Origin of the sequence: Proteiniphilum sp. UBA5384 (assembly GCF_002410825.1) — a bacterium.
Taxonomy (GTDB): domain Bacteria; phylum Bacteroidota; class Bacteroidia; order Bacteroidales; family Dysgonomonadaceae; genus Proteiniphilum.
In genome coordinates, this window is record NZ_DHOS01000028.1 from 1 (window position 1) to 21,625 (window position 21,625).

Below are 21,625 nucleotides of genomic sequence, written 5' to 3' on the forward strand. Positions count from 1 at the left end.
CAATAATTTCTCTTTTGTCAGATGCAGACTGTCTTTCCAGGTTTGCATCGGGGTTTTACCGTAGCAATATTTACCTGAATGAGGTCTCTCGTTGTTGTAGTACATCAACCAGATATCCACATCGATTTGCAGTTCTTCGATCGTTTTGTAAACCTTCTTCCGGAATGCAGTCGCATAAAACTCTTCCTGCATTGTCCGGTGAAAACGTTCACAGATACCGTTTGTTTGAGGACTTCTTGCCTTGGTCTTCGTATGATCGATATCCTCGATCGCCAGGTAGAGTTGATACTCGTGATGCTCTCTTGCACCGCAATATTCGGTTCCCCTGTCAGTGAGCACTCGCATCAATGGAATCCCGTACTGGTCGTAAAGAGGGAGTACCCGGTCATTTAGCATATCAGCAGCAACAAGAGCCACCTTCCGATCATAAAGCTTAACAGTGGCCACCTTCGTGTATGTATCAATAAATGTCTGCTGATAAATACGTCCCACGCCCTTGATGTTCCCCACGTAATACGTATCCTGGGCTCCAAGATAACCGGGATGATACGTTTCGATTTCACCTCTGGCCACCTTTTCCTCTTTAGCCTTTTCCAAAGCCACAACCTGAGCTTCAGTGAGTACGATTCCTTCCTGGGCAACCTTTGCTTCCAGCGCTTTCAATCGCTTGCGGAATGTTTCAAAATCATTTCTCAACCAAATGCTTCGAACACCTGATGGTGATACAAAAACACCCTCCTTTTTCAGCTCATTGCAAACACGGACCTGACCAAAAGCGGGATTTTCTGTTGCAAATGATACTACCCGATCTTCAATCTCCTGTTCAATACGATTTTTGATGATGGGCTTTCGTCTGCTGATCTCCTGTAGAGCTAATTCACCACCGGTTTCCACCAGTTCCCTTTATCGGTAGAAGGTATCCCGGCTGTATCCTAAATACTTGCATGCCTGAGAGACATTACCTAATTCTTCTGCTAATTTGAGCAGTCCTAACTTGTTTTTGATTAACTTCGTTTCTGAATTCATTTCTGACAGTTTTTAAGGGTTGAACTTTCTTTGTTTGTGCAATTACAAACTTAAGTTTTTGCCCTTAACTGTCAGATTAAATCTAAACTAATTCAGTTTAATTTACACAACCGGACGGATTAGTTTCTTCCAGAATAAATACCGCACTGTCATATTGTCTTGCGATCTGCAATTCAATCCCGGCATTCATAAGATATTCTCCATCAAATATCATTTCATTTCCCCAAAAACAACTTTTGTTTTTCGTCTTATTTATTTCGGTAATACGATATTTCTTATTATTATCTAATCCTTGTAATAATATTTTAGGTAACACCCCGCGATTATTGAAATCGGTGCAGTAAACAAATAATACGGCTTTGCTTTTGTCTTTACGAATGTATATGTTTGAAGAATGATTGTTTGTTCTGTCATAGGGAGATATTAGACGATAAAGATCTCCTTTGGTAACTAATTCCCTGACATGTGTTTTATAATTTTCAATAGCTTGTTCCGCAAAATCCCATTCTTCTTCGGGAATATCACGTGGTTGTAATTCTAAGCCAAGACGCCCGCTCATCGCTACATCGAAACGGAATTTAAGGGGTATGATGCTCCCTGTCTGATGTCCGGGTACTGTAGAAACATGAGCAGCGGTTGCCACTGCCGGATAAATTAGGTTGGTTGAATATTGCATATATACCCTGCGCAGGGCATCAGTATTGTCTGATGTCCAAAATTCGTCATGATATTTGAGAGCCCCATAGTCGACTCTTCCTCCTCCTGACGCACATGCTTGAAAAATAAGATCAGGATATTTATTTCTTATCTTTTCGTAGATAACGTACAGGCCTTTGGTATAATCTATCCAAAAGTGAGTTTGTTTATCAGCCGGCAGATAAGATGAGCCAACTTGTTCCACATGACGGTTGGCATCCCACTTAATGTATGCTATACCGTGATGGCTGCTGAGCAGGTCATCGATCATATTCCAAATAAAATCCTGAACCTGGGGATTGGAAAGATCGAGCAGCAATTGGTTGCGTATGGTTGTTTTTTCTCTCCCATTGCTTTGTACTATCCATTCAGGGTGTCTTTCTGCCAATTCACTCTTTGGGTTAACCATTTCCGGTTCTATCCAAATACCAAACTTTATTCCGCGCTGAGTAGCATGGTCGATTAGATATTGCAGCCCGTTAGGTAATTTTTTCGTATTTACCTGCCAGTCTCCCAAACCTGCCCTTGCATTGTTTCGGGGATATTTGTTACCGAACCATCCGTCATCCAGTACAAACAGCTCAGCTCCTAATTTGGCTGCATTATCAATCATATCTTTGATTATCTGTTCATTAAAATCAAAATATGCACCTTCCCAGCTATTCAGAACTATGGGACGCTCTTCATATCCTTTATTCAGACTATATTTTCGTGCCCAGTCGTGAAAGTTACGGGAGATCTGCCCCTTTCCTTTATTGCTGTAAGTGTATATCATTTTGGGAGTTTCCAATTTTTCGCCTTGATTCAGTTTGTATTCAGACATGAAAGGGTTCATTCCTCCCAGAATGTTAAGGTAATCATATTCATTCAATTCGAATGAGAGTTTATAGTTTCCGGACCACGCCAAGGCGCCTCCTATACATATTCCGCTTGTTTCTTTGGTCGGCTGATCTAAAGAGAGGATAAAAGAAGCATTCTCTGTTTGAGTCGTACGCACTCCTTTTTTTGACTCGATACTTTTAACACCATAGCCAAGACGCTCTTCTGTTAGATTCATTTCACCTGCCCATGTCCCATTAAAGTGGGTAAGATAGTAACTATTAGCACGGATGCTGAGAAACGAAGAGTAGAAGTTTTTAAGAGTAATAGGCTTGGGTTCATTATTTGTAATAGTAACCCATTGGTTTATTACATCTTCATTCAGGTAGGCTTCAGTATGAAGTTCTACGCTCAAGTCATATACTTCATCCTTAAGGTAAAACACAAAATGATGAATATTGGGTTGTTTGTTTACTACATAATTTTCAAGTTTAAGTTCCGTAATAAGACTGCCATCGCCATGGATCAGGCTTAATGCCGGTTCGTTGACATACCCTAACCCGAAAGCCGGGTATGCCTCGTAATTCATTTCCCTGTTGGTGTCAGCTTTACCATATCCACGAACAGATTCGAATTGAACTGAATTATCAATTTTTGTGCCATAGTAACGAAATATCAGACGGTTGTCTTTGCCAACCGTATAGATAAGCGAAGTACCTTTTGTTGATATCTCATAAACCATATTTTGTGAATGTAACCCGGCAACTCCCAGGAATCCAAATAGTAAGATTGGGGTAAATATTTTTAATATCATAATGATTCTTTATCTAATATTTTACATATTTCACTGTTTATTTTTCTTAACAGTTGTTCATCAAGTTTCACCACTTTTCTATCATAAGTCATCAATCCGTTTATTTCTATCTCAACATCGGTAGTTTGAGTATAAATGGCTGCGGATAGACCATTCTTTATCAATTGTTTTAAAGAGGCTGCATACTCAAGATATTTGTCTGTGGCATCTTTTGAATTTTGGAATTGGATGTAACCCCAGTTTCTATCCGGTTCCCAGGAGTGGTCTTTAAATAGCAAGCCTATCCCCCCATACTCACCAAGCACATTGGCACGGGATGCATCATACAAGTACATGGCCGGGGCCGGATAGTTATGTAAATCGAGCATATCTCCACATACAAAATGATTCCCTCCGCTTGCAGAATTCACCAACCGGCTGGGATCATACATTTTAGTCCATTCCGTGATCTCCACCGTTTTAAATTGTCCCCATGCTTCATTGAAAGGAACCCATACTCCTATACTTGGATATGAATACAGAAAATCCATGATCTCTTTCCACTCTTTACGGTAAGTGGCTTCCGATTCAGGGCTTCTTTGGTATTCAGCGCCTTGGTACATTTTTTTATTTTGCCATTCTGTTTTCTTATCGCCATTCGGCATGTCCTGCCATACTATCATCCCTACTCTGTCGCAATGTGTATACCAACGGGCAGGTTCTACTTTCACATGTTTGCGAATCATATTATAGCCTAACTCTTTCGTCATAATTATATCGTATTTGAGCGCTTCATCGCAAGGTGCGGTGTATAACCCATCAGGCCACCACCCTTGGTCGAGAGTGCCGAATTGGAAAAGATCTTTATTATTGAGCTGTAACCTTACTATTCCATTTTCATCTCTACGGGTAGAAAATTTCCGCATCGCTGTATAACTGTTCACCCTGTCTATTTCTTTATTATTGTTTAATAGTGATATTTTAAGATCATATAAATTAGGATTATCAGGAGTCCAAAGCTTAAAGTCTTTTAAATGAATTTCTATTTCTTCTCCACTGATGGCTTTAGCCGAAGCAATTTCATTTTTACCATCAAAAAGAACCGCATGGTAGATGTCGGTATCGTTTACCGCATTTGTTTCTACTTTTATGGAAATGGTTTTGGTATCAATATCCGGAACGGTTTTTATATTGATAATATAACGGTTAGGTACGTTTTCTAACCAAACGGTCTGCCATATTCCACTAACCGGCGTATAACGTGTGCCGTGGGGTTGGTTGAACTGCTTTCCTGCCGGCTGATATCCCTCATTGGATGGATCAAAAACTTTCACGATTATTTTGTTATTCCCCTTGACCAATATATTTGTAATATCAAATGAAAATGGACTATAGCCTCCACTATGCATGCCTACTTTTATATTGTTTACCCAAACGGTACATTGCCAGTCAACGGCTCCGAAATGTAGCAATACTTTTCCTTCTTTCCAATCATTTGGAACGGTAAATTCTCTCTCATACCACAATAACTCATCTTTAGTCAATCTCCTTTGAACTCCTGAAAGAGAGGATTCTATGGCGAATGGCACAAGGATTTCTCCATCATTTTTTTGGGGTGAGTTGGTATCAAGTGGTGTTATACTATATTGCCATAGTCCATTCAGATTTTTCCATTTGGGACGTTCCATGATCGGGCGGGGATATTCTGCCCATACGTTATTGACATCAATTGACGATGTCCATTCCGTTTTTAATTTATCGCCAGCTGGTCTCCATTGGGCACAAAGAATACCGTGTATCATCAATCCAAATAGAATACAAAGAGTTTTTTTCATAGAATTTTAATTTTATTTTGATGTGTCGCTTAGTTTTTATTAATAAGATTGTGGATATTTGATTATCAAATGTATTATTCCTGATCGGTATAATATATTAATCTATGGTAGTACTGCCCCACCAATCTTTATTTGGTTGATAATCCTGCTTTAGCACATCGTTGCGTAACATTTCCAGTTGGAAAATCTTTTCCTGTTGTACTTTTTTCTTATATCTGTGTTCGGCTACAGGATTGTAAACCGGATCGGCTGTTGGGATAAGCGCATTCGTTTGTTTGAGCCATTTGGAAAGCTTTTTATATAATTCCTGCAATTTCTCAGGATGCTGGATATTTAATGGCTCACATTCTGTGGGATCTATCATAAGATTATAGAGTTCATTACGTCCGTCTTCATAATAATGGATTAACTTCCATTTATCTTCTCTTATTATAGAAGAAGGTTCTCCGCCTTGATTTCCATAATGTGGATAATGCCAATATAAAGGACGTTCTTTTATATGTTCTTTGCGAAGTAGTGGAAAATAACTGATTCCATCTATTTTTTGATCTTTAGGTAAAGAAATATTTGCTATGTCAAGTAGAGTAGGATAAAAGTCTATACTCGAAACAGGGTAATCTATTCTATCGCCTTCATTATTATAATTAGGGCATTTCATCAATAATGGCACCCGTAATCCGCCCTCCCATTGCTGACCTTTCCCGCCCCGGAGAGGCTGGTTAGAAGTAGCATAATCGTCACCAGACGATACTCCTCCATTGTCACTGGTGAATATAATAATGGTATTATCGCCCAAGCCTAACTTTTCGACTTTGTCCAAAACAATTCCTATAGCGTCATCCATTTGTTTTATCAGTCCTGCATATACCGGGTTATCTTGATATTGGCGTGCAGGCAGTGTCCGGTCTACTTTGAAACCTTGTTGGGAGATACCATTGCTAACAGCTTTATCTCTAAAATACCTCCAATTTTTTTCTGTCGTTTCTATAGGTGCATGCACAGCATAGAACGAAAGATAAATGAAAAATGGCTGTTTATCTCCCTTATTATCATAAGTTTCCATAAAATTCGCGACTTCTGTCCCTAACCTTACTGAAAGATTTTCCCCTTTCGGTCCGTCTTTCATTTTAGGATTTCCATAAGGAGAAAAATATCCGCCGGGATATGGACCACCGGCTTCATGTCCCCCTATATTAATATCAAACCCATGATCTTCAGGAGTTGACCCTTCACCACCCAAATGCCATTTCCCAGCCATAAAAGTTATGTATCCGTTCTCCTTAAGCACTTTTGGAAGTGTTTTTTCGTCGGTTGATAATTTCATTGCGTATGGGGCAGGTAATAATTTTGAACTTCGACCTTGCTTGCGCCATTTCTCACCCGATGGTTCTCCTATCCAATTGGTAATTCCATGATTTACAGGGTATTTTCCTGTTAATATGCTGGCTCTGGAAGGACTTGAGACTTGGCACGCTGCATAAGCCTGATTAAATTTTATGCCTTCTACCGCGATTCTATCTATATTGGGTGTTTCATAGTAGTTACTGCCTGTGCAACTTAAGTCCTTCCAACCTAAATCGTCTGCCAGAATAAAAAGAATGTTGGGTTTGTTATTCTGTGATTTTGTGTTCGCTCCTATACATGTGAATAAAGCGAGTGAAACCAGTGCCTTATTTGTAAGTCTCATATGAATGCAATAGTTTTTTGTTTATACCAGTAATTCAGATACAGGAGTTACAAAGTAATAAACAAACAATACCATATGCTGGAACAATTATTCAAAACATTAGCACAATAATTCAAAAAATCATTAAGGTGCTATCCAAGAGAGATTATAAAAATGTAAAACAGATCCGTCCTTCATGATTATTAAGCAGGTATTTTCCACTGACAATCTTTGTTGGAGTGATTTTGATTATTTGTGCTTATTTTCTGTTCATTTGTGCTATATTGTCCAACCTGTCCGAAATAATTTTGTGGTCAATATTGCAGACTACTGTATGATAACAAAAAGTTGCAGTAGCGAGAGACAATTTTATGCCTATCCGACTAAAATTTATAACCAGAAAAAGAATGATAAAATGAGAAAAAGAACCGGCACACAACATTCTTGGATAATACTCTTATTTTGTTTAATGGGTTTAGTATATCCAATTCAGACATTCTCTCAAGGAACTCCCCTAATTAAAATTAAAGGGAATGTTACCGACAGTAGTGGTGAACCTTTAATAGGGGCTACTATTCAGACGGAGGGGGGAAAACACGGAACAGCCACTGATATCAATGGGAACTTTGCTATTGAAGCGGAGATATCCTCCCATCTGGAGATATCATACATTGGCTATGAAACACAGACCGTTTTTGTTTCAAAAGATGAGACTTTAAAAATAGTGCTGAAAGAGGATAGCCGAATGATTGACGAAGTTGTCGTTTTAGCATACGGCACTATGAAAAAAAGTGATATTAACGCTGCTATTGTCTCTGTAAAATCGGAAGATCTTATAAAAACATCCTCTCCGGATGTGTCGGAAATGCTGATGGGACGCGCAGCAGGGTTAACAGTTACACAAAATAGTGCTAAGCCGGGAGGAGGAATTGACATTCTTGTACGAGGAGCAGCATCGACAGGAGCAGGAAATGAACCGCTCTATGTCATAGACGGCTTTCCTATGGTAAATGCAAGCGTGTCTCCTGAAACCGGTTCGATCTGGACAGCCGGTTCTACCAGCCCGTTGAGTGATATAAATCCTAACGACATAGAATCTATCGAAATCCTGAAAGATGCTTCGGCCACAGCCATTTATGGGGCAAGGGGAGCTAATGGAGTAATACTTATTACGACGAAGAGAGGAACAAAGGATACAAAGGTTGAATATAGCATGAATACCTCTGTACAATCAATCATTAAAAGGCCCGATCTGCTAACCGCGGAGGAATTAATGATTGAGCAAATGAGGTACGACAAAGAAATATTTCTGAGGAACAATAAAATCTATCCATACGGATATGCAGATCCTTCTTTGGTTAATTATGTGCCAAAAGTGTATTATACCGACGAAGAAATAGTCCGGGCAGGAAAAGGTACTAATTGGTACGATGAGGTGACGCGGATGGGATTGATCCAACAACAGCAATTATCCGTTAGTTTTGGGAACAACGCGGTTAAATCTCTTGTATCATTCAACTTATACGACCAAGAAGGTGTAGTAAAGACTTCCGAGTTTACAAGATTCAGCCTTCGATATAACCTTGATCATAAAGTTACGGAATGGTTGGATTATGGCATCTCGTCCATGGCATCAAGAACAACGGAAAGAAATGCCGCACTTGGAGGTGGACGGGATAAAAATGCAGGCATACTTGAGGCTGCATTATCTTATAGCCCCATGGTCCAAGCAGAGCGTGACCCATTGACTGGTAGCTGGATTGAAGATCCTAACCAAGCATTGCTTAACCATCCTCTTTCTTACCTCGATATAACAGACAATACAATTACGAAACGATATCTGGCCACCGCTTTTGCAAATTTCCACATAGTGAAAAATGAATTATGGATAAAGTTGTCGGGAGGGGCGGATATCAGAAATGGATTGAGACAGGCATATTACCCAATGAGTACAAAGCATGGTAATGAAGTAGGGGGAGATGCGAATATCAGTACAGTCAATAGAGACGATTATAATTTGGATGCTGTGCTGAATTATCAAAAAACGTTTGCAGAAAGACATCGATTAATAAGTCTTATTGGCTATTCATATCAGGAGTTTAATCGAAATTCATTCAATGCCCGTGCGACGGACTTTATGACTGATGATCTTCTCTATTATGATTTGGCAGCAGGGGAGGAAAGGCCCGTGGTAGGTTCTTCCGTTGGCAAACATATTATTGCCTCCTATTTTGCCCGTGTACAATATGCCTTTGATAACAGATATTTGTTTACGGTCACTGGTAGGATAGATGGTAGCGACAGGTTTGGAGATAATAACAAGCATGCCTTTTTTCCATCCGCTGCTTTCGCATGGCGGTTCAATCAGGAGAAATTCGCGGATGGTTTGAGATGGCTTTCAGATGGAAAGTTACGTCTGAGTATGGGACAAGTAGGAAATGAAAACCTGCCCAATGATGCGGCATCGGAGTATTATGCTTTTAACGGACACAATTACTACTGGGATGGGGAATTGAAAAAGGGAATGGATTTAAATAAGTTTGGGAATCCTAATCTGAAATGGGAAACAACAACTGAATATAATTTGGGCGTGGATTTCGGATTCTTCAAAAACAGGATTAGCGGAAATATAGACATTTTTTATAAAGAAGTGAAAGACCTGCTCAGCGAACGTGCGTTGCCCCATACAGCCATAAAAAACAGTGTGTATTGGAATGTTGGAAAGACAGAGAGTAAAGGTCTGGAAGCTACGTTGCATACAATTAATCTGGAAGGACCTCTGTTCTGGCAAAGTACATTCACATTTACTTCTTACAGAGACAAATGGAAAGAAAGGGATCCGAAAGTTATGTTGCCTGCCTATGTCAATCCCTACGGTGCTATCGGCTCTATATATACTTTATTACCTGATGGCATTATGCAACCGGGAGAAAGCGTTAGTCATATGCCTAATTTAGAACCGGGACAAATAAAGTATAAAGATGTAAATGGAAAAGATGCGAACGGAAATCTGACAGGAATACCCGATGGCATGATAGATGATGCGGACTTGGTATATTTAGGAACCAGAAGACCTGAATTTACGACGGGGTTAAACAATTCATTACGATACAAAGGTTTTGACCTTAGCTTCTTTTTCTACGCGTCTGTGGGAGCATATAAATGGGCATCCACCAACATAGAGCACGGAGTATATGGTGGATATGGTTTACAACGTATAAGTGATAGCTACAATTTCCTGAGTGAGGTTAAAAACAGATGGACTTCCGATAATATGTACACCACAATGGCCAGCGGGTTCCCCAACAGTTACGAATCACTGGGTGCCCCACATTGGCAGAAATCATCTTATCTACGTCTCAAAAACCTTAGTTTAGGGTACGACCTGGGAAATATACTGAGCACTCAAAAGCTTAACATGAGGGTTTATATTTCAGCTCAGAACTTATTTACGCTGACGAATTATAATGGATTTGACCCGGAGGTTGAAAACGACAGGGCAACATATCCACAACAAAGAACATTTTCTTTGGGCTTAGATGTCAAATTTTAAAAGATACAGCAATGAGAAAAATTATAATCTATACTTTTACAGCCATATTGAGCATATTGAATTATTCATGTGAAGGCGATCTCGATCCTAATTTATATGGGGTAATTTCAACAGAAGACGCATTCTCAACTCAGGCAGGAATTGAAGCGGCAACGGTAAGCCTTTACTACGAATTAAAACAAGTGGGATGGGGGCCTTACCTGTTTTCCGATGGTAGCAGCTTTGTAATGGATGAAGCATGTACCGATGAGTGGACTGTGAAATGGGGGGGATGGGCTACCTTTATGAATGGAGGATGGACAAATACCGATGCTATGTCGACAGGCTTCTATAACAAGACAGCCCCTAATATTACGCGTTGTACATTTGTGTTGGAGCAAATAGCCAACAGCGAGGTAAGTGATGAAATAAAGGATAAATATGTTCCGGAAATTAAAGCCTTGCGCGCGTTTTTCATGTTTGATCTTTATCGGTTCTATGGGCCAATGCCCATGATCCTGGAAGGAGAAATGGCAGTAAATCCCGATCCTGATTATAAACCCATGCGTCCATCTGCCGAGTTTGTGGAGGATTTTATTGCGCGGGAATTGCGTGAAGCAGCGAATGTATTACCGATAGAACAGCCTAATTATGGACGGATAACCAAAGGTGCGGCATTGCATTATTTGTTAAAACTACGTATGTGGCAAAAACAATGGCAAGATGCATTGGATGTTATCAATGAGATTGAAAACCTCAATTACTATTCGCTCCAACCAAACTATGCTGATATATTTTCCGCTCAGAATGAAAAAAACAAGGAGTTGATATTCGTGATAACCGGAGAACCCTTGGAAGATTACGGCAACCATGTGTTTGCCAATATTTTGCCGGGTAATTACAGATCGCCCCATGGAAATCAAGTGACCGGATGGAACGGACATAGGATGCCTTGGGCGTTTTACGATACATTCGATGACCAGGATTCGAGAAAAGCACTTATCCAGGCAAGTTATCAGGCCAATGACGGCTCTACTGTAAATCTTAGAAACTCGGATATAGGCGCCTTACCTTTAAAGTATGGAATAGACCCCAATGCCATTGGTACTTGGGCCGGAAACGACAAAGTGATGGATAGATATTCAGAAGTTGTCTTATTCAAAGCAGAGGTTCTGAACGAATTACATGGACCCACAAATGAAAGTATCAAACTGATCAACAATGTGAGGGCAAGAGCCTTCAATTTGGCAGCGGCACAGCCTGAGAGGACATTGATAAATGAAGAATTTAATACGCTGGATAACAATATAGCGGGTGTTTTTGAGGTAAATAACTATAGACCTACCGTGTCCACCTGGGAATTTAAGCTCGATAATACAGGCCTTCTGTCAGGAGATAATTCATTGTATATAAAGATAAACAGTAAAGGTAATGTGGAGGGAGACCTGCAAGTACGAAATGAAAAAATACCTATCCAAAAAGACAGGGAATATGCTGTAAGTTTTAAGATACGGTCAAATAGCAATGTACAGTTTAATTTCAGAGCGGCAAGGGGGCTCAATGTAACAAAACCGATCGTTTTAACTACAAATACAACAGCAGAATATGAATTTGATCTGGGGACAGCTACCCTGACACAAGATGCTGCGGTATTTTTTGCCCTAGGTATCGTACCGGCAGGAACAGAAATATGGATAGATGCGGTAAAACTGATCGAAAAAGAACAAGATATATCACAAGAAAGTGATAAATTATTGAAATTAACTGATTTCAGCCGGAAAGAAGATCTGCGCGACTGGATACTGAAAGAAAGAGGATGGGAGTTTTGGTATGAAGGCAAACGAAGGGATGACCTTATCAGAATGGATAAATATATCGCAGTGGGGCAGTCAGTTGCAGGTAATTTTTCAAACAGAAATCTTTTGTTTCCAATACCAAGGCATGTATTGATAGAAAATCACAACATAATCCAAAACGCTGGATACTAACCAAATATAAAAAACTTTATGAAGAATAAAAATATTATATATACGCTTATGACTTTTATTGGTGCAATCATCTCTTTTAGCATGATAACATCATGTATAAATTATGATTTGGGATCGGCTAACACAGGTGCCATTCCTACAGATAGTTTTACAATTAGTGTAAATCAGATGATAGTAAGAGATCCATATATCTATCTGGATAAAGAGAATGAGCTTTATTATTTGCACACGAGAACTTCTGTCGGCGGCGAATTAGGTGTGAAATTTTATGTGAGTAAGGATTTGAAAATGTGGAAATACCGTGGAAAATCCTATAAGCCTGCCGATGATTTCTGGGGTACGCGAGATTTCTGGGCTCCTGATATGGTAAAGTACAAAGATAAATACTATATGTTTGTCACCTTTAGCTCTAAAGCAGATGGTTCTGACAGAGGAACGTCAATTTTTGTAGCCGATACTCCCGGAAGTACATTTGTCCCAATCAAAAATGCGCCAATCACTCCTGCGAACTGGATGTCCCTGGACGCGACATTGTATGTAGATAAAGAGAGTAATCCGTGGCTTGTCTTCTGTAGATCGTGGCGTTCGATATATGATGGGGAAATATATATTCAAAAGTTGTCTGATGATTTAAGCAGCACCATAGGTCAACCGATTAAATGTTTTGCCGCGTCGGAAGCCCAATGGAGTGGTACGATAACTTCTGACGGAAAAACAGGCTACGTTACAGATGCTCCTTTTATTCATACAAATGAAAATGGATCATTGGTCATGCTTTGGTCCAGCTTCAACAAAAAAGGAGAATATGTCATCGGACAGGCCATCTCTCAAAATGGAAATCCTGCAGGCCCTTGGGTACAGAGCGAACAACCTCTTAATAAAGACAGAGGAGGACATGCCATGTTATTCAATGATCTGAATGGAAAATTGAAAATATCCTATCATTCTCCTAATTCAGGACCGGAACGAATAACAATAAAAGATGTACACATCACGAACGACGGATGGGTGGAATTTGATAATGAAGAAGATCGTGTAAACCCGGATGATATTGCCCCTAATGTACAGCGAATAGTTTTGTATCCTAATGGTCCTACTGATGGAGGAAATGGACTGGATCCCTTGAAAACAACAGACGGAGGTGCTCTTATCGCCTTTAATACGAAGGCTGAGCTGATAATTTATCGTCCATCGAAATCGAATGCTACCGGGCATGCAATAATCGCATGCCCCGGCGGTTCTTATACAGATTTATATTATGGAGCACTGGATCTCTTCGCAAAGAAATCTGTAGATAAAGGCCTAGCTTTCATTATTTTAAATTACCGTGTGCCGAATGGTAATCCACAAATACCGATAAATGATATAACCGAAACAATAAAGTTGTGTTCAGCCAACAAAGAGATATGGAACATCAATCCAGAAAAGATAGGGGTATTGGGCGTTTCCGCCGGAGGGCATTTGGCTTCGACAATGGCTGTGTCAACTGCCAGTGATATAAAATTGGATTTTTCAATATTGATATATCCTGTTATAACAATGCAAGATGGCGGAACCCATAATCAATCGCGACTCAATTTCATGGGAGGGAATCCGTCTTCAGATATGAAGAACAAATACTCGAATGAATTGCATGTCACGGCAAGTACTCCAAGAACGTATGTAGCATACGGGTTAAAAGATGCCGTTGTGAATATAAACACAAACTCCAAGAGATTTGTGGAAGCTTTGACTGAGAAAAATGTGCCGCATGTGGAAGATATATATCCAGACAAAGCACATGCATTATTGGAGTATCCTGAATCCATCTATCAATCCATATTGACATGGGTGTTGAAAGAATAACATAATCAATACATAATGACATCCGGTACACAAATTTTGACTGGAATTAGAATTCTTTCATGAGTAAATAAGGCTCAAGAAGGAATTCTGTGTTTATAATAGTTTTTTTATTATCTTTAATCTGCTATCGAAAAGCAATTTATGATATGAGTATAAATAAATGGTTGTATATTGTGATTAACCTCTTGTTTACCACAAACCTTTTGGCGAATAATGGCCCTGGCCCGGTAAACGAGAATATTCGATTTGTAAATATTTCGAACAGGGATGGATTGCCCAACAATACTATTTACACTCTTTGTCAGGATTATAAAGGCTTTATTTGGATTGGTACTGTCAACGGATTGTGCAGGTATGATGGCAATAACATAATCACGTATATTTCCGACGAAAAAAACCTATTGCCTAATAATAGAATACGGTTTGTGTTTGAAGATAACAAATACCGTTTATGGATATCCACGCTCAAAGGCATACACTTGTATGACCGGGATAGTGATACTTTTATACCGGTGGACGACCAACAGTCGCCTTACAATTCTAAAACGATACATCAAGCAGCCGACAGTACCATATATTTCGGGGGAGGAGGACGCATTTGTTTCTTTGACGAAGATAAATACACTTTCGAACAATTAAAGATTGATAATGAAAATATTAATGGTGATTTCAACGCTATCATATCGGACAAGGATGGATTTTTGTGGGTTGGCAGCGAAAAAGGGGGGATATTATGCATTGACAGGAAAAGGAACAAGTTGCGTCATTACAAATACGACCCTAAATCGAAAGATTCTTTGATTTCTAACAATATACAAACACTCTATAAGGATAGTAAAAACAAAATATGGGTAGGAACACAAAATAAAGGGGTCTGTTATTATGATGAGCAGAATGACAAATTTGTTTCTTTCGACAAGATTCCGGAAGCGTATGTTCGTGTTATATCTGAAGATATTTACAATAATATTTGGATAGGAACAGAAGATGGCCTTTATATTTACAACCAACAAACCGATGAAATAATAGTAAAAAAGAGAGATAAGAGCGATGCATATTCCATTAGTGACAATACAATATACTCGCTGCTCAAAGACAGAGAAGGTAATATGCTTGTCGGCACATATTACGGAGGAATCAGTATTGCCCCAAATTCATTTTATCAGTTCAGATACTATACATGGGGAGAAGATCCACATCAATTATCGGGGCATATAGTGAAACAAATAATCCCCGACAAGGATACAGGGAATCTGTGGATACTGACGAAAGACGGAGGGGTAAACTATTATAACAGAGATCGACATGTCTTTGAACGATGTCATTTCCTTGACCCCCTGAACGGAACAAACAAATCCAATATTACATCGTTGCTGTTAGATAGTAAAAACAATCTTTTTGTCGGCTCTTACCTGGGAAATTTAAGTAAATACAATCTCGCGTCGCAAGATCGTATCTTTTCAGTCAAAATTGATTCGATCCCTCTCAATAGTATATTCCATCTTCTAGACGATAATAATGGCACAATCTGGATGGGAACAAAAAACGGTGTTGTTTGTCACAGCACAGAAAACGAAACCTTTTCTAAATTCAAACCTGAAATATTAGGTCGGCAGTGGGTTGACTTTCTTATGAAAGATTCGGATAACAATATTTGGATCACGACACGTTTTGTGGGAATATATTGTTATAATCCAAGGACAGATGAGCTTGAACATTTCAATTATACGTTAAATAATAAAAGTATTCCCGACAATTTTGTAAACTATCTGTTTGAAGATAGCGATAAAAATATATGGATAGGCACACAAGAAGGTGGATTGAGTAAATACGATAAAAGGAATAAAACTTTTCAAAACTTCACTACCCAAGAGCATCTTCCGTCAAATACAATTCTTTCGATACAAGAAGATAATGAAAAGAATATATGGATTGCGACAGACAATGGTTTGAGTTGCTATAATAAAGAGAATAAAGATTTCATCAACTACTCGGGCAGTGACGGGCTGCCTAATAAACAGTTTAGCCATAACTCGGCATACAAAGACAGGAATGGAGAAATATACCTGGGAACGATAGATGGCATGATATCTTTCATGCCTGATAAATTAAGAAAATCAAAAAACACAACAAGCGTGGAATTGTTGGGAATTAACTCGTTAGGTGAAGACGTCAGGATTGTAGACACAAATCCTGTAAACGAAGAATATTCCTCCTCAAATAAAATATGGACTGTGAACCTGAGTAGTGGTCAGGCTAAATCTTTAGCAATAAAGTATATAGTCCCTACCTTAGGTCACACATCAAGTCTTTTTTATGCTATGAAATTTGAGAATGATGGTAATTGGAACAATATTGGAACCCAGGATCAAATCACGTTTGCCGACCTGCGTCCCGGAGAATATACAATATTGCTTAAGGCTTCATTTAATAATCAATGGACCGGAAATGAGCCTATCAGTAGGATTATTGTTAAAGTAGCTCCACCGTTCTGGTTGTCATATAAAGCATACAGTATTTACTTTATACTTTTTACATTAATCCTGTATAGTATCTATAAATATCAGAATAACAGGCAAAAAGCAAAAAACCTTTTGTTGGCGGAGAGAATAGAAAAAGAGAAAATGACTGAAATGAACAACATTCGTTGGAATTTCTTCACGCATATTTCTCATCAGCTTCGGTTACCTCTCACAATGATAATATCTCCTTTACAATCCCTTATTGATAAAAAAATGTTCGAACCGGTTGTGGAGAAAAAGATCATGGCAATAACCCGTAATGTTGGTAAAATGAGATTGTTGATGGATGAATTAATGCTCTTTACTAAAATAACAACGAAAAAAGATAAAATATCTTTGACGAAAGGAAATTTGCTGGGTTTCATTCATGAAATATCACAGGAATTTTTGCTGTTAGCCGAAGAACGTAGTAATATTACTTTTAAGATAGAAGTGCCTTTAATCAGTGAAAGCGCCTATTTTGATATGTTTAAAGTTGAGAAAATAGTGTCTAATCTCCTTTCAAACGCTTTTAAATATACTGATGAAGGCATCATTAAGATAAAAGGGGATATTCTCAAAAAAGAGGGATTTGATTATCTCAAATTGGTTGTCTCCGATACCGGTATAGGGATAAAAGAGACGATGATAGATAAAATATTCGAAAACTACTATCAGGTCAATGAATACTCTAAAGATAGAAGGACCGGCTTTGGCATTGGTTTATCCCTAACCAAAGAACTTGTGTTATTGCATAAGGGAACAATCGAGGTGGAAAGTGCGATAAATGTAGGAAGCGTATTTACTGTCTATATTAATGTTGATAAGGATGCCTTTGATAAAGACTATATCAATGAAATAGATGAAGAAGGAAATTATCATAGCGAAAATTACGCCTCTCTTTTAGTAGATACCGATCAGTTTAATGAAGAATTTTCTTCCGAAATAGACGAAGGTTTACAATCTATTTTGGTGATTGAAGATAATGTGGAGTTACTAAACCATTATTATGAGTTGTTGAGTGGTCATTATAATGTTTTTCTGGCAAATAACGGGATAAAAGGCTATGAAATGGCAGTAAGTAAAATGCCGGATATAATTATCAGCGACATTGTAATGCCATCGTTAAATGGTTATGAATTTGTTCGTAAATTAAAATCAAAAATAGAGACCAGCCATATTCCTGTTATTCTCTTGACAGCAAAAGTAGGAATTGAATCAAAAACTGAGGCATACAACGCTGGTGCCGAACTCTATATTGAAAAGCCTTTTGCCCCTCAAATATTATTATCACAGATATCCAACCTGATCAATCTCAAAGAGAATCTTCGTAAAAAATATATTACTAACTTATTACCTCTGGATGAAGTAGTAAACAATACGAAAGATGTCCAGTTAATTGAAGATATAGAACGGTATATAAAAGAAAACTTGGATAATGAAGAATTATCTGTAAACGATATTGTGAATGCCGTGGGATTAAGCAGAACTTTATTGTATGTAAAACTTAAAGCGGCTGTAGGCCTTTCAGCCACACAGTTTATTACAAATATACGTCTTAAAGAATCCATAAAGATGCTGCCATTGGATCTTCATATCTCCGAGATTGCCTATAATTGTGGTTTTTCGTCGTCTAATTATTACGCACGATGTTTTAAAAGACAACTCGGTATGTCTCCAAGTGAGTACCGGGATTTATTAAAAACAGCCCCTAAAAATAGATTATCCGAAACCCGCTGACCTGGTAATGTTCATAAATTTTTTCAAACTGCTGTCATGTCCACATATAATTTTTCCGGACAAATATTGCATCGATCAGAAGCTAAAACAGGACGGGGTTTACCGAATGCTTATATTTTAAGAAATATTTTATGCTTGTAGAGGAAGTACAGGAACATCCATCCTATTGCGATGTGCCCGACAGACATAATGAGGGGTGACCATGTTTCAGGAAAAAGATCAGCTATTCCCGCGAATGCAAACTCATTGGCACTATTCCAACGTATGATTCGATTTGCCAGGTATATGGTAAGGGGATTCATTCCGATAACAACAAAAAAGAATGTCCACTTTCTCTGTTTCCATACATCAATCACAAGGTAGAAAAGAGCCATCAATAAGATACTAATTCCACCAACCCAGCAGACAAACGAGCTAGACCATAGTATTTTATTGATTGGAAAGACCAGGTTCCAAGCTTGTCCAACAAATAAAAGGAATATCCCGGCAACAACCATGTATGTTACTTTCTTCATCGGTCTTAGCTTGGATGACAAAAATTCTCCAGTAAGTATGCCGAGCAAGCCAGTGGCGGTAGCAGAAATCACGGCCAATATTCCTTCATTGTCACCAAATTCGAAGCAACAGAAACGTCCTGGGAGTAACAATCTGTCTATGTAGCTCGCGATATTGCCCCGCATCGAAAAATGATCCTGATCTCCCAAGTCAGGAGCCTTAAAAAGTATAAACAAGAGCCAGTAAAAAAACAGGATCCCCCAAAACCAGATTACACGTGTTCCGGTTTTTCTCGTGTTCATAAACAGTAGAGCAGCAAACATCCAAGCTAATCCTATACGCCCCAATACGCTTGCATATCTCATGTTTTCGAAGTCGAAACTCACGCCATTATTGTAAAGTATACCTAACAATACCAAAAGGAGCCCTCTTTTAAAGATGTGTTTATACAGTGTATTTCTTCCATTTTCCATTTTTACTCTTTTTTTAGCCGAGAAAGGAAATGAAACACCTGAAATAAAAAGGAATAGCGGGAAGATCATATCATACGCCTGAAATCCATGCCACTCGGCATGAGTCAACTGGTTTGCCCACCACTGCAAGGCAGGAGCACCGGTTAATTCACTCAGTCGTATAAAGAAAGCGGCACCTCCCATGATCCAAAACATGTCAAATCCTCTTAGTGCATCAAGAGACAAGAGACGTTCCGAAGAATTTTCTTTATTTATTTTTGACGTCAAAGAATTAAACGGCTTGGTTTGTTTATTCATTTTTATTTGGTTGTTATTGAATAAGAAATACACCTTCAACTTCATCGCTGCCCATATATCCGTACCGAACAGCTTTTATGCGAATGGTATGCGTCCCTTTTGGTAAGCGTAACGGTCCATTGTATAATTTCCAGCGTGGATTTTTTCCTGTTTCTGTCGTGTAAATGATAGATGACCCGTGCGTGGGACAATAAAATGCCAAGGTCATAGGCGAAGAATAAGTGCCTCCGAATTGAATATTATTTGATCCCCTGTCCTCTTTTGCATTTACAATAAAATAGGGTTTATCTGTGACCGGTTGTATTCCACCGGGCCACATTTGTTCAATCATTTCAGATTCATTCATGTGTCCCATGTCACCCGTTTCAATGCTCCATTTTTTTTGCTGAATGCGCATTTCATCCAGCACCTCTTTTAATTTAGGATCATCAGCCAGGTTATGGAGTTGAAAAGGATCAGCATTCACGTCATATAACTCTTCGGGAGGTCGTGTATCGGTCATCCACTTTTTTTGATGTTCATTCAACTTATTTTCGGCATCAAGTCGCATGACTTCACGCATGATCGGCATCCGATTCAGGTATGGAACCCAGATATGATAAGGTTCATTGGGATAGAAATTACGAATATACAGATAATTTTTATTGCGAACGGACCTGATCATATCATACGAAGCATCTACCCTGTCGCGGGCAGCAAAGACATAATTCCGGGGTTCTGCTGCCTGATCTCCTAAAAAAGGTTGTCCTTGCATGTGCACCGGAACTTTTGTGCCGACTAAAGATAGAACAGTGGGCCCGAAATCAATGGAACTGATAAGGTCGTTGTTCACTGTGCCGGGTTTCAATTTCTCAGGCCAACGAATAATTAAAGGTATATTGAGCCCTGAGTCGTACAACCAACGTTTAGCACGCGGAAGGCCGTCACCATGGTCTCCCCAGAAAAAAACAATGGTATTATCAGCCAACCCCTCATTCTCCAGCTCCTTCAATAGTACGCCAACTACCGAATCAAGACGTGCAGTGTTGTCATACATTTTGGCGAGATTTCGGCGTACAATCTCCGTGTCGGGATAATAGGGAGGAACGGTTACTTTAGAGGGGTCTGTCTTCACATCGCTGATGTCCCAGTTTCTGCTTTCATGCGTTCCGGTATAATTGAAAACAGCAAAAAAAGGTTGATTTTTGTCCGGCCTGTCTTTATAATGTGCCGTTTTACTGCAATCATCCCATATACTTTCTGGCACAGGATCTTTGGCAAATTGATAATCGGTCTTGCTGTTGTTGGTGCAGTAATAACCTGCCGCGCGCAGATATTCGGGGAAAGCTTTCACGTAATGGGGAGGAACAGCGGTAAATTCCACAGGATTATCCACTGAACGACGATAACTGATGGTGCGCATATGCATGCATCCAATGGACGTTTGATACATGCCTGTGATAATACCGGCTCGGGTGGGAGCGCTGATACCTGCTGTGGTGAATACATTTGTGAAACGTGTCCCTTCCGATGCCAGTTTATCCAAATTGGGTGTTCTTGCGGTTACATCTCCGTAACAGCCCAGGTGCGGACTAAAATCTTCCGTTGAAATCCAGAGAATATTTGGCCTTTGTTCTGTAATTTCTTTTTGACTTGTTTGGGCGGGAGATGATAGAATTGAACTAAAAGCTAACGGCATTAAACCGGCTATTGTTTTCAAATGATCAATCATAAAGGAAGCTTTTATAATTATACTTATTTGATGGTCAATTATTTATAAAAGAAGGTTCCGGCAATATTCCAGGCATTTCTTGACTTCTTTCACCGCATCTGAATTTTCAGGAACAGGATATTCAAGTTCAATGTCACAAGTGATGGGCCATTTGTTCTTTTGAATGAGATGCAGGATGCCGGCGATGGGTGTTTGTCCTTGTCCGAAC

At 39.1% G+C, this 21,625-nt stretch carries 9 protein-coding genes and 1 pseudogene; 4 read left to right on the plus strand and 6 right to left on the minus strand.

The annotated features are described in order from the left end of the window. From B4G81_RS05265 to B4G81_RS05280, 4 genes and pseudogenes are all read right to left on the minus strand, one after another. Nucleotides 1–1,026, minus strand: a pseudogene (locus tag B4G81_RS05265) (IS481 family transposase); the annotation flags it as partial. A 97-nt stretch (nucleotides 1,027–1,123) separates the two neighbouring features. Next, nucleotides 1,124–3,355: an alpha-galactosidase gene (locus B4G81_RS05270; protein ID WP_294080826.1), complete on the minus strand. Its 2,232-nt coding sequence runs from the start codon at nucleotides 3,353–3,355 to the stop codon at nucleotides 1,124–1,126. Further along, nucleotides 3,352–5,169 carry a glycoside hydrolase family 2 protein gene (locus B4G81_RS05275; RefSeq protein ID WP_294080828.1) on the minus strand — a complete coding sequence of 606 codons (1,818 nt, stop codon included), beginning with the start codon at nucleotides 5,167–5,169 and terminating at the stop codon, nucleotides 3,352–3,354. The genes B4G81_RS05270 and B4G81_RS05275 overlap by 4 nt, the downstream gene beginning before the upstream one ends. A gap of 97 nt (nucleotides 5,170–5,266) precedes the next feature. Next, nucleotides 5,267–6,856, minus strand: a complete 1,590-nt coding sequence (locus B4G81_RS05280) for a sulfatase (protein ID WP_294080830.1) — start codon at nucleotides 6,854–6,856, stop codon at nucleotides 5,267–5,269. Nucleotides 6,857–7,250: 394 nt separating this feature from the next. Between B4G81_RS05280 and B4G81_RS05285 the strand changes: the two genes are divergently transcribed. The 4 genes from B4G81_RS05285 (at nucleotide 7,251) to B4G81_RS05300 (ending at nucleotide 18,441) form a co-directional block, all read left to right on the plus strand. Continuing rightward, the gene (locus B4G81_RS05285; RefSeq protein ID WP_294080832.1) at nucleotides 7,251–10,388 is read left to right on the plus strand and encodes a SusC/RagA family TonB-linked outer membrane protein; all 3,138 of its coding nucleotides are present in this window, start codon (nucleotides 7,251–7,253) and stop codon (nucleotides 10,386–10,388) included. An 11-nt stretch (nucleotides 10,389–10,399) separates the two neighbouring features. Next, nucleotides 10,400–12,355 (plus strand): RagB/SusD family nutrient uptake outer membrane protein, encoded by a 1,956-nt coding sequence (locus tag B4G81_RS05290; RefSeq protein ID WP_294080834.1) that lies wholly within the window; start codon nucleotides 10,400–10,402, stop codon nucleotides 12,353–12,355. Between the two features lie 168 nt (nucleotides 12,356–12,523). Continuing rightward, nucleotides 12,524–14,200, plus strand: coding sequence for a family 43 glycosylhydrolase (locus tag B4G81_RS05295; protein ID WP_294080836.1), 1,677 nt, complete (start codon nucleotides 12,524–12,526; stop codon nucleotides 14,198–14,200). A gap of 146 nt (nucleotides 14,201–14,346) precedes the next feature. Continuing rightward, entirely contained in the window at nucleotides 14,347–18,441 is a 4,095-nt protein-coding gene (locus B4G81_RS05300; protein WP_294080838.1) for a hybrid sensor histidine kinase/response regulator transcription factor, read from the plus strand. A 110-nt stretch (nucleotides 18,442–18,551) separates the two neighbouring features. On the opposite strand, the gene B4G81_RS05305 is transcribed toward B4G81_RS05300, so the two are convergent. After that, a complete protein-coding gene (locus B4G81_RS05305) occupies nucleotides 18,552–19,706 on the minus strand; it encodes an acyltransferase family protein (RefSeq protein WP_294080840.1) in 1,155 nt (384 codons plus the stop codon). Between the two features lie 13 nt (nucleotides 19,707–19,719). After that, complete coding sequence (locus tag B4G81_RS05310) at nucleotides 19,720–21,417, minus strand: sulfatase-like hydrolase/transferase (protein WP_294080842.1); 1,698 nt, start codon at nucleotides 21,415–21,417, stop codon at nucleotides 19,720–19,722. Nucleotides 21,418–21,625 lie beyond the last annotated feature (208 nt).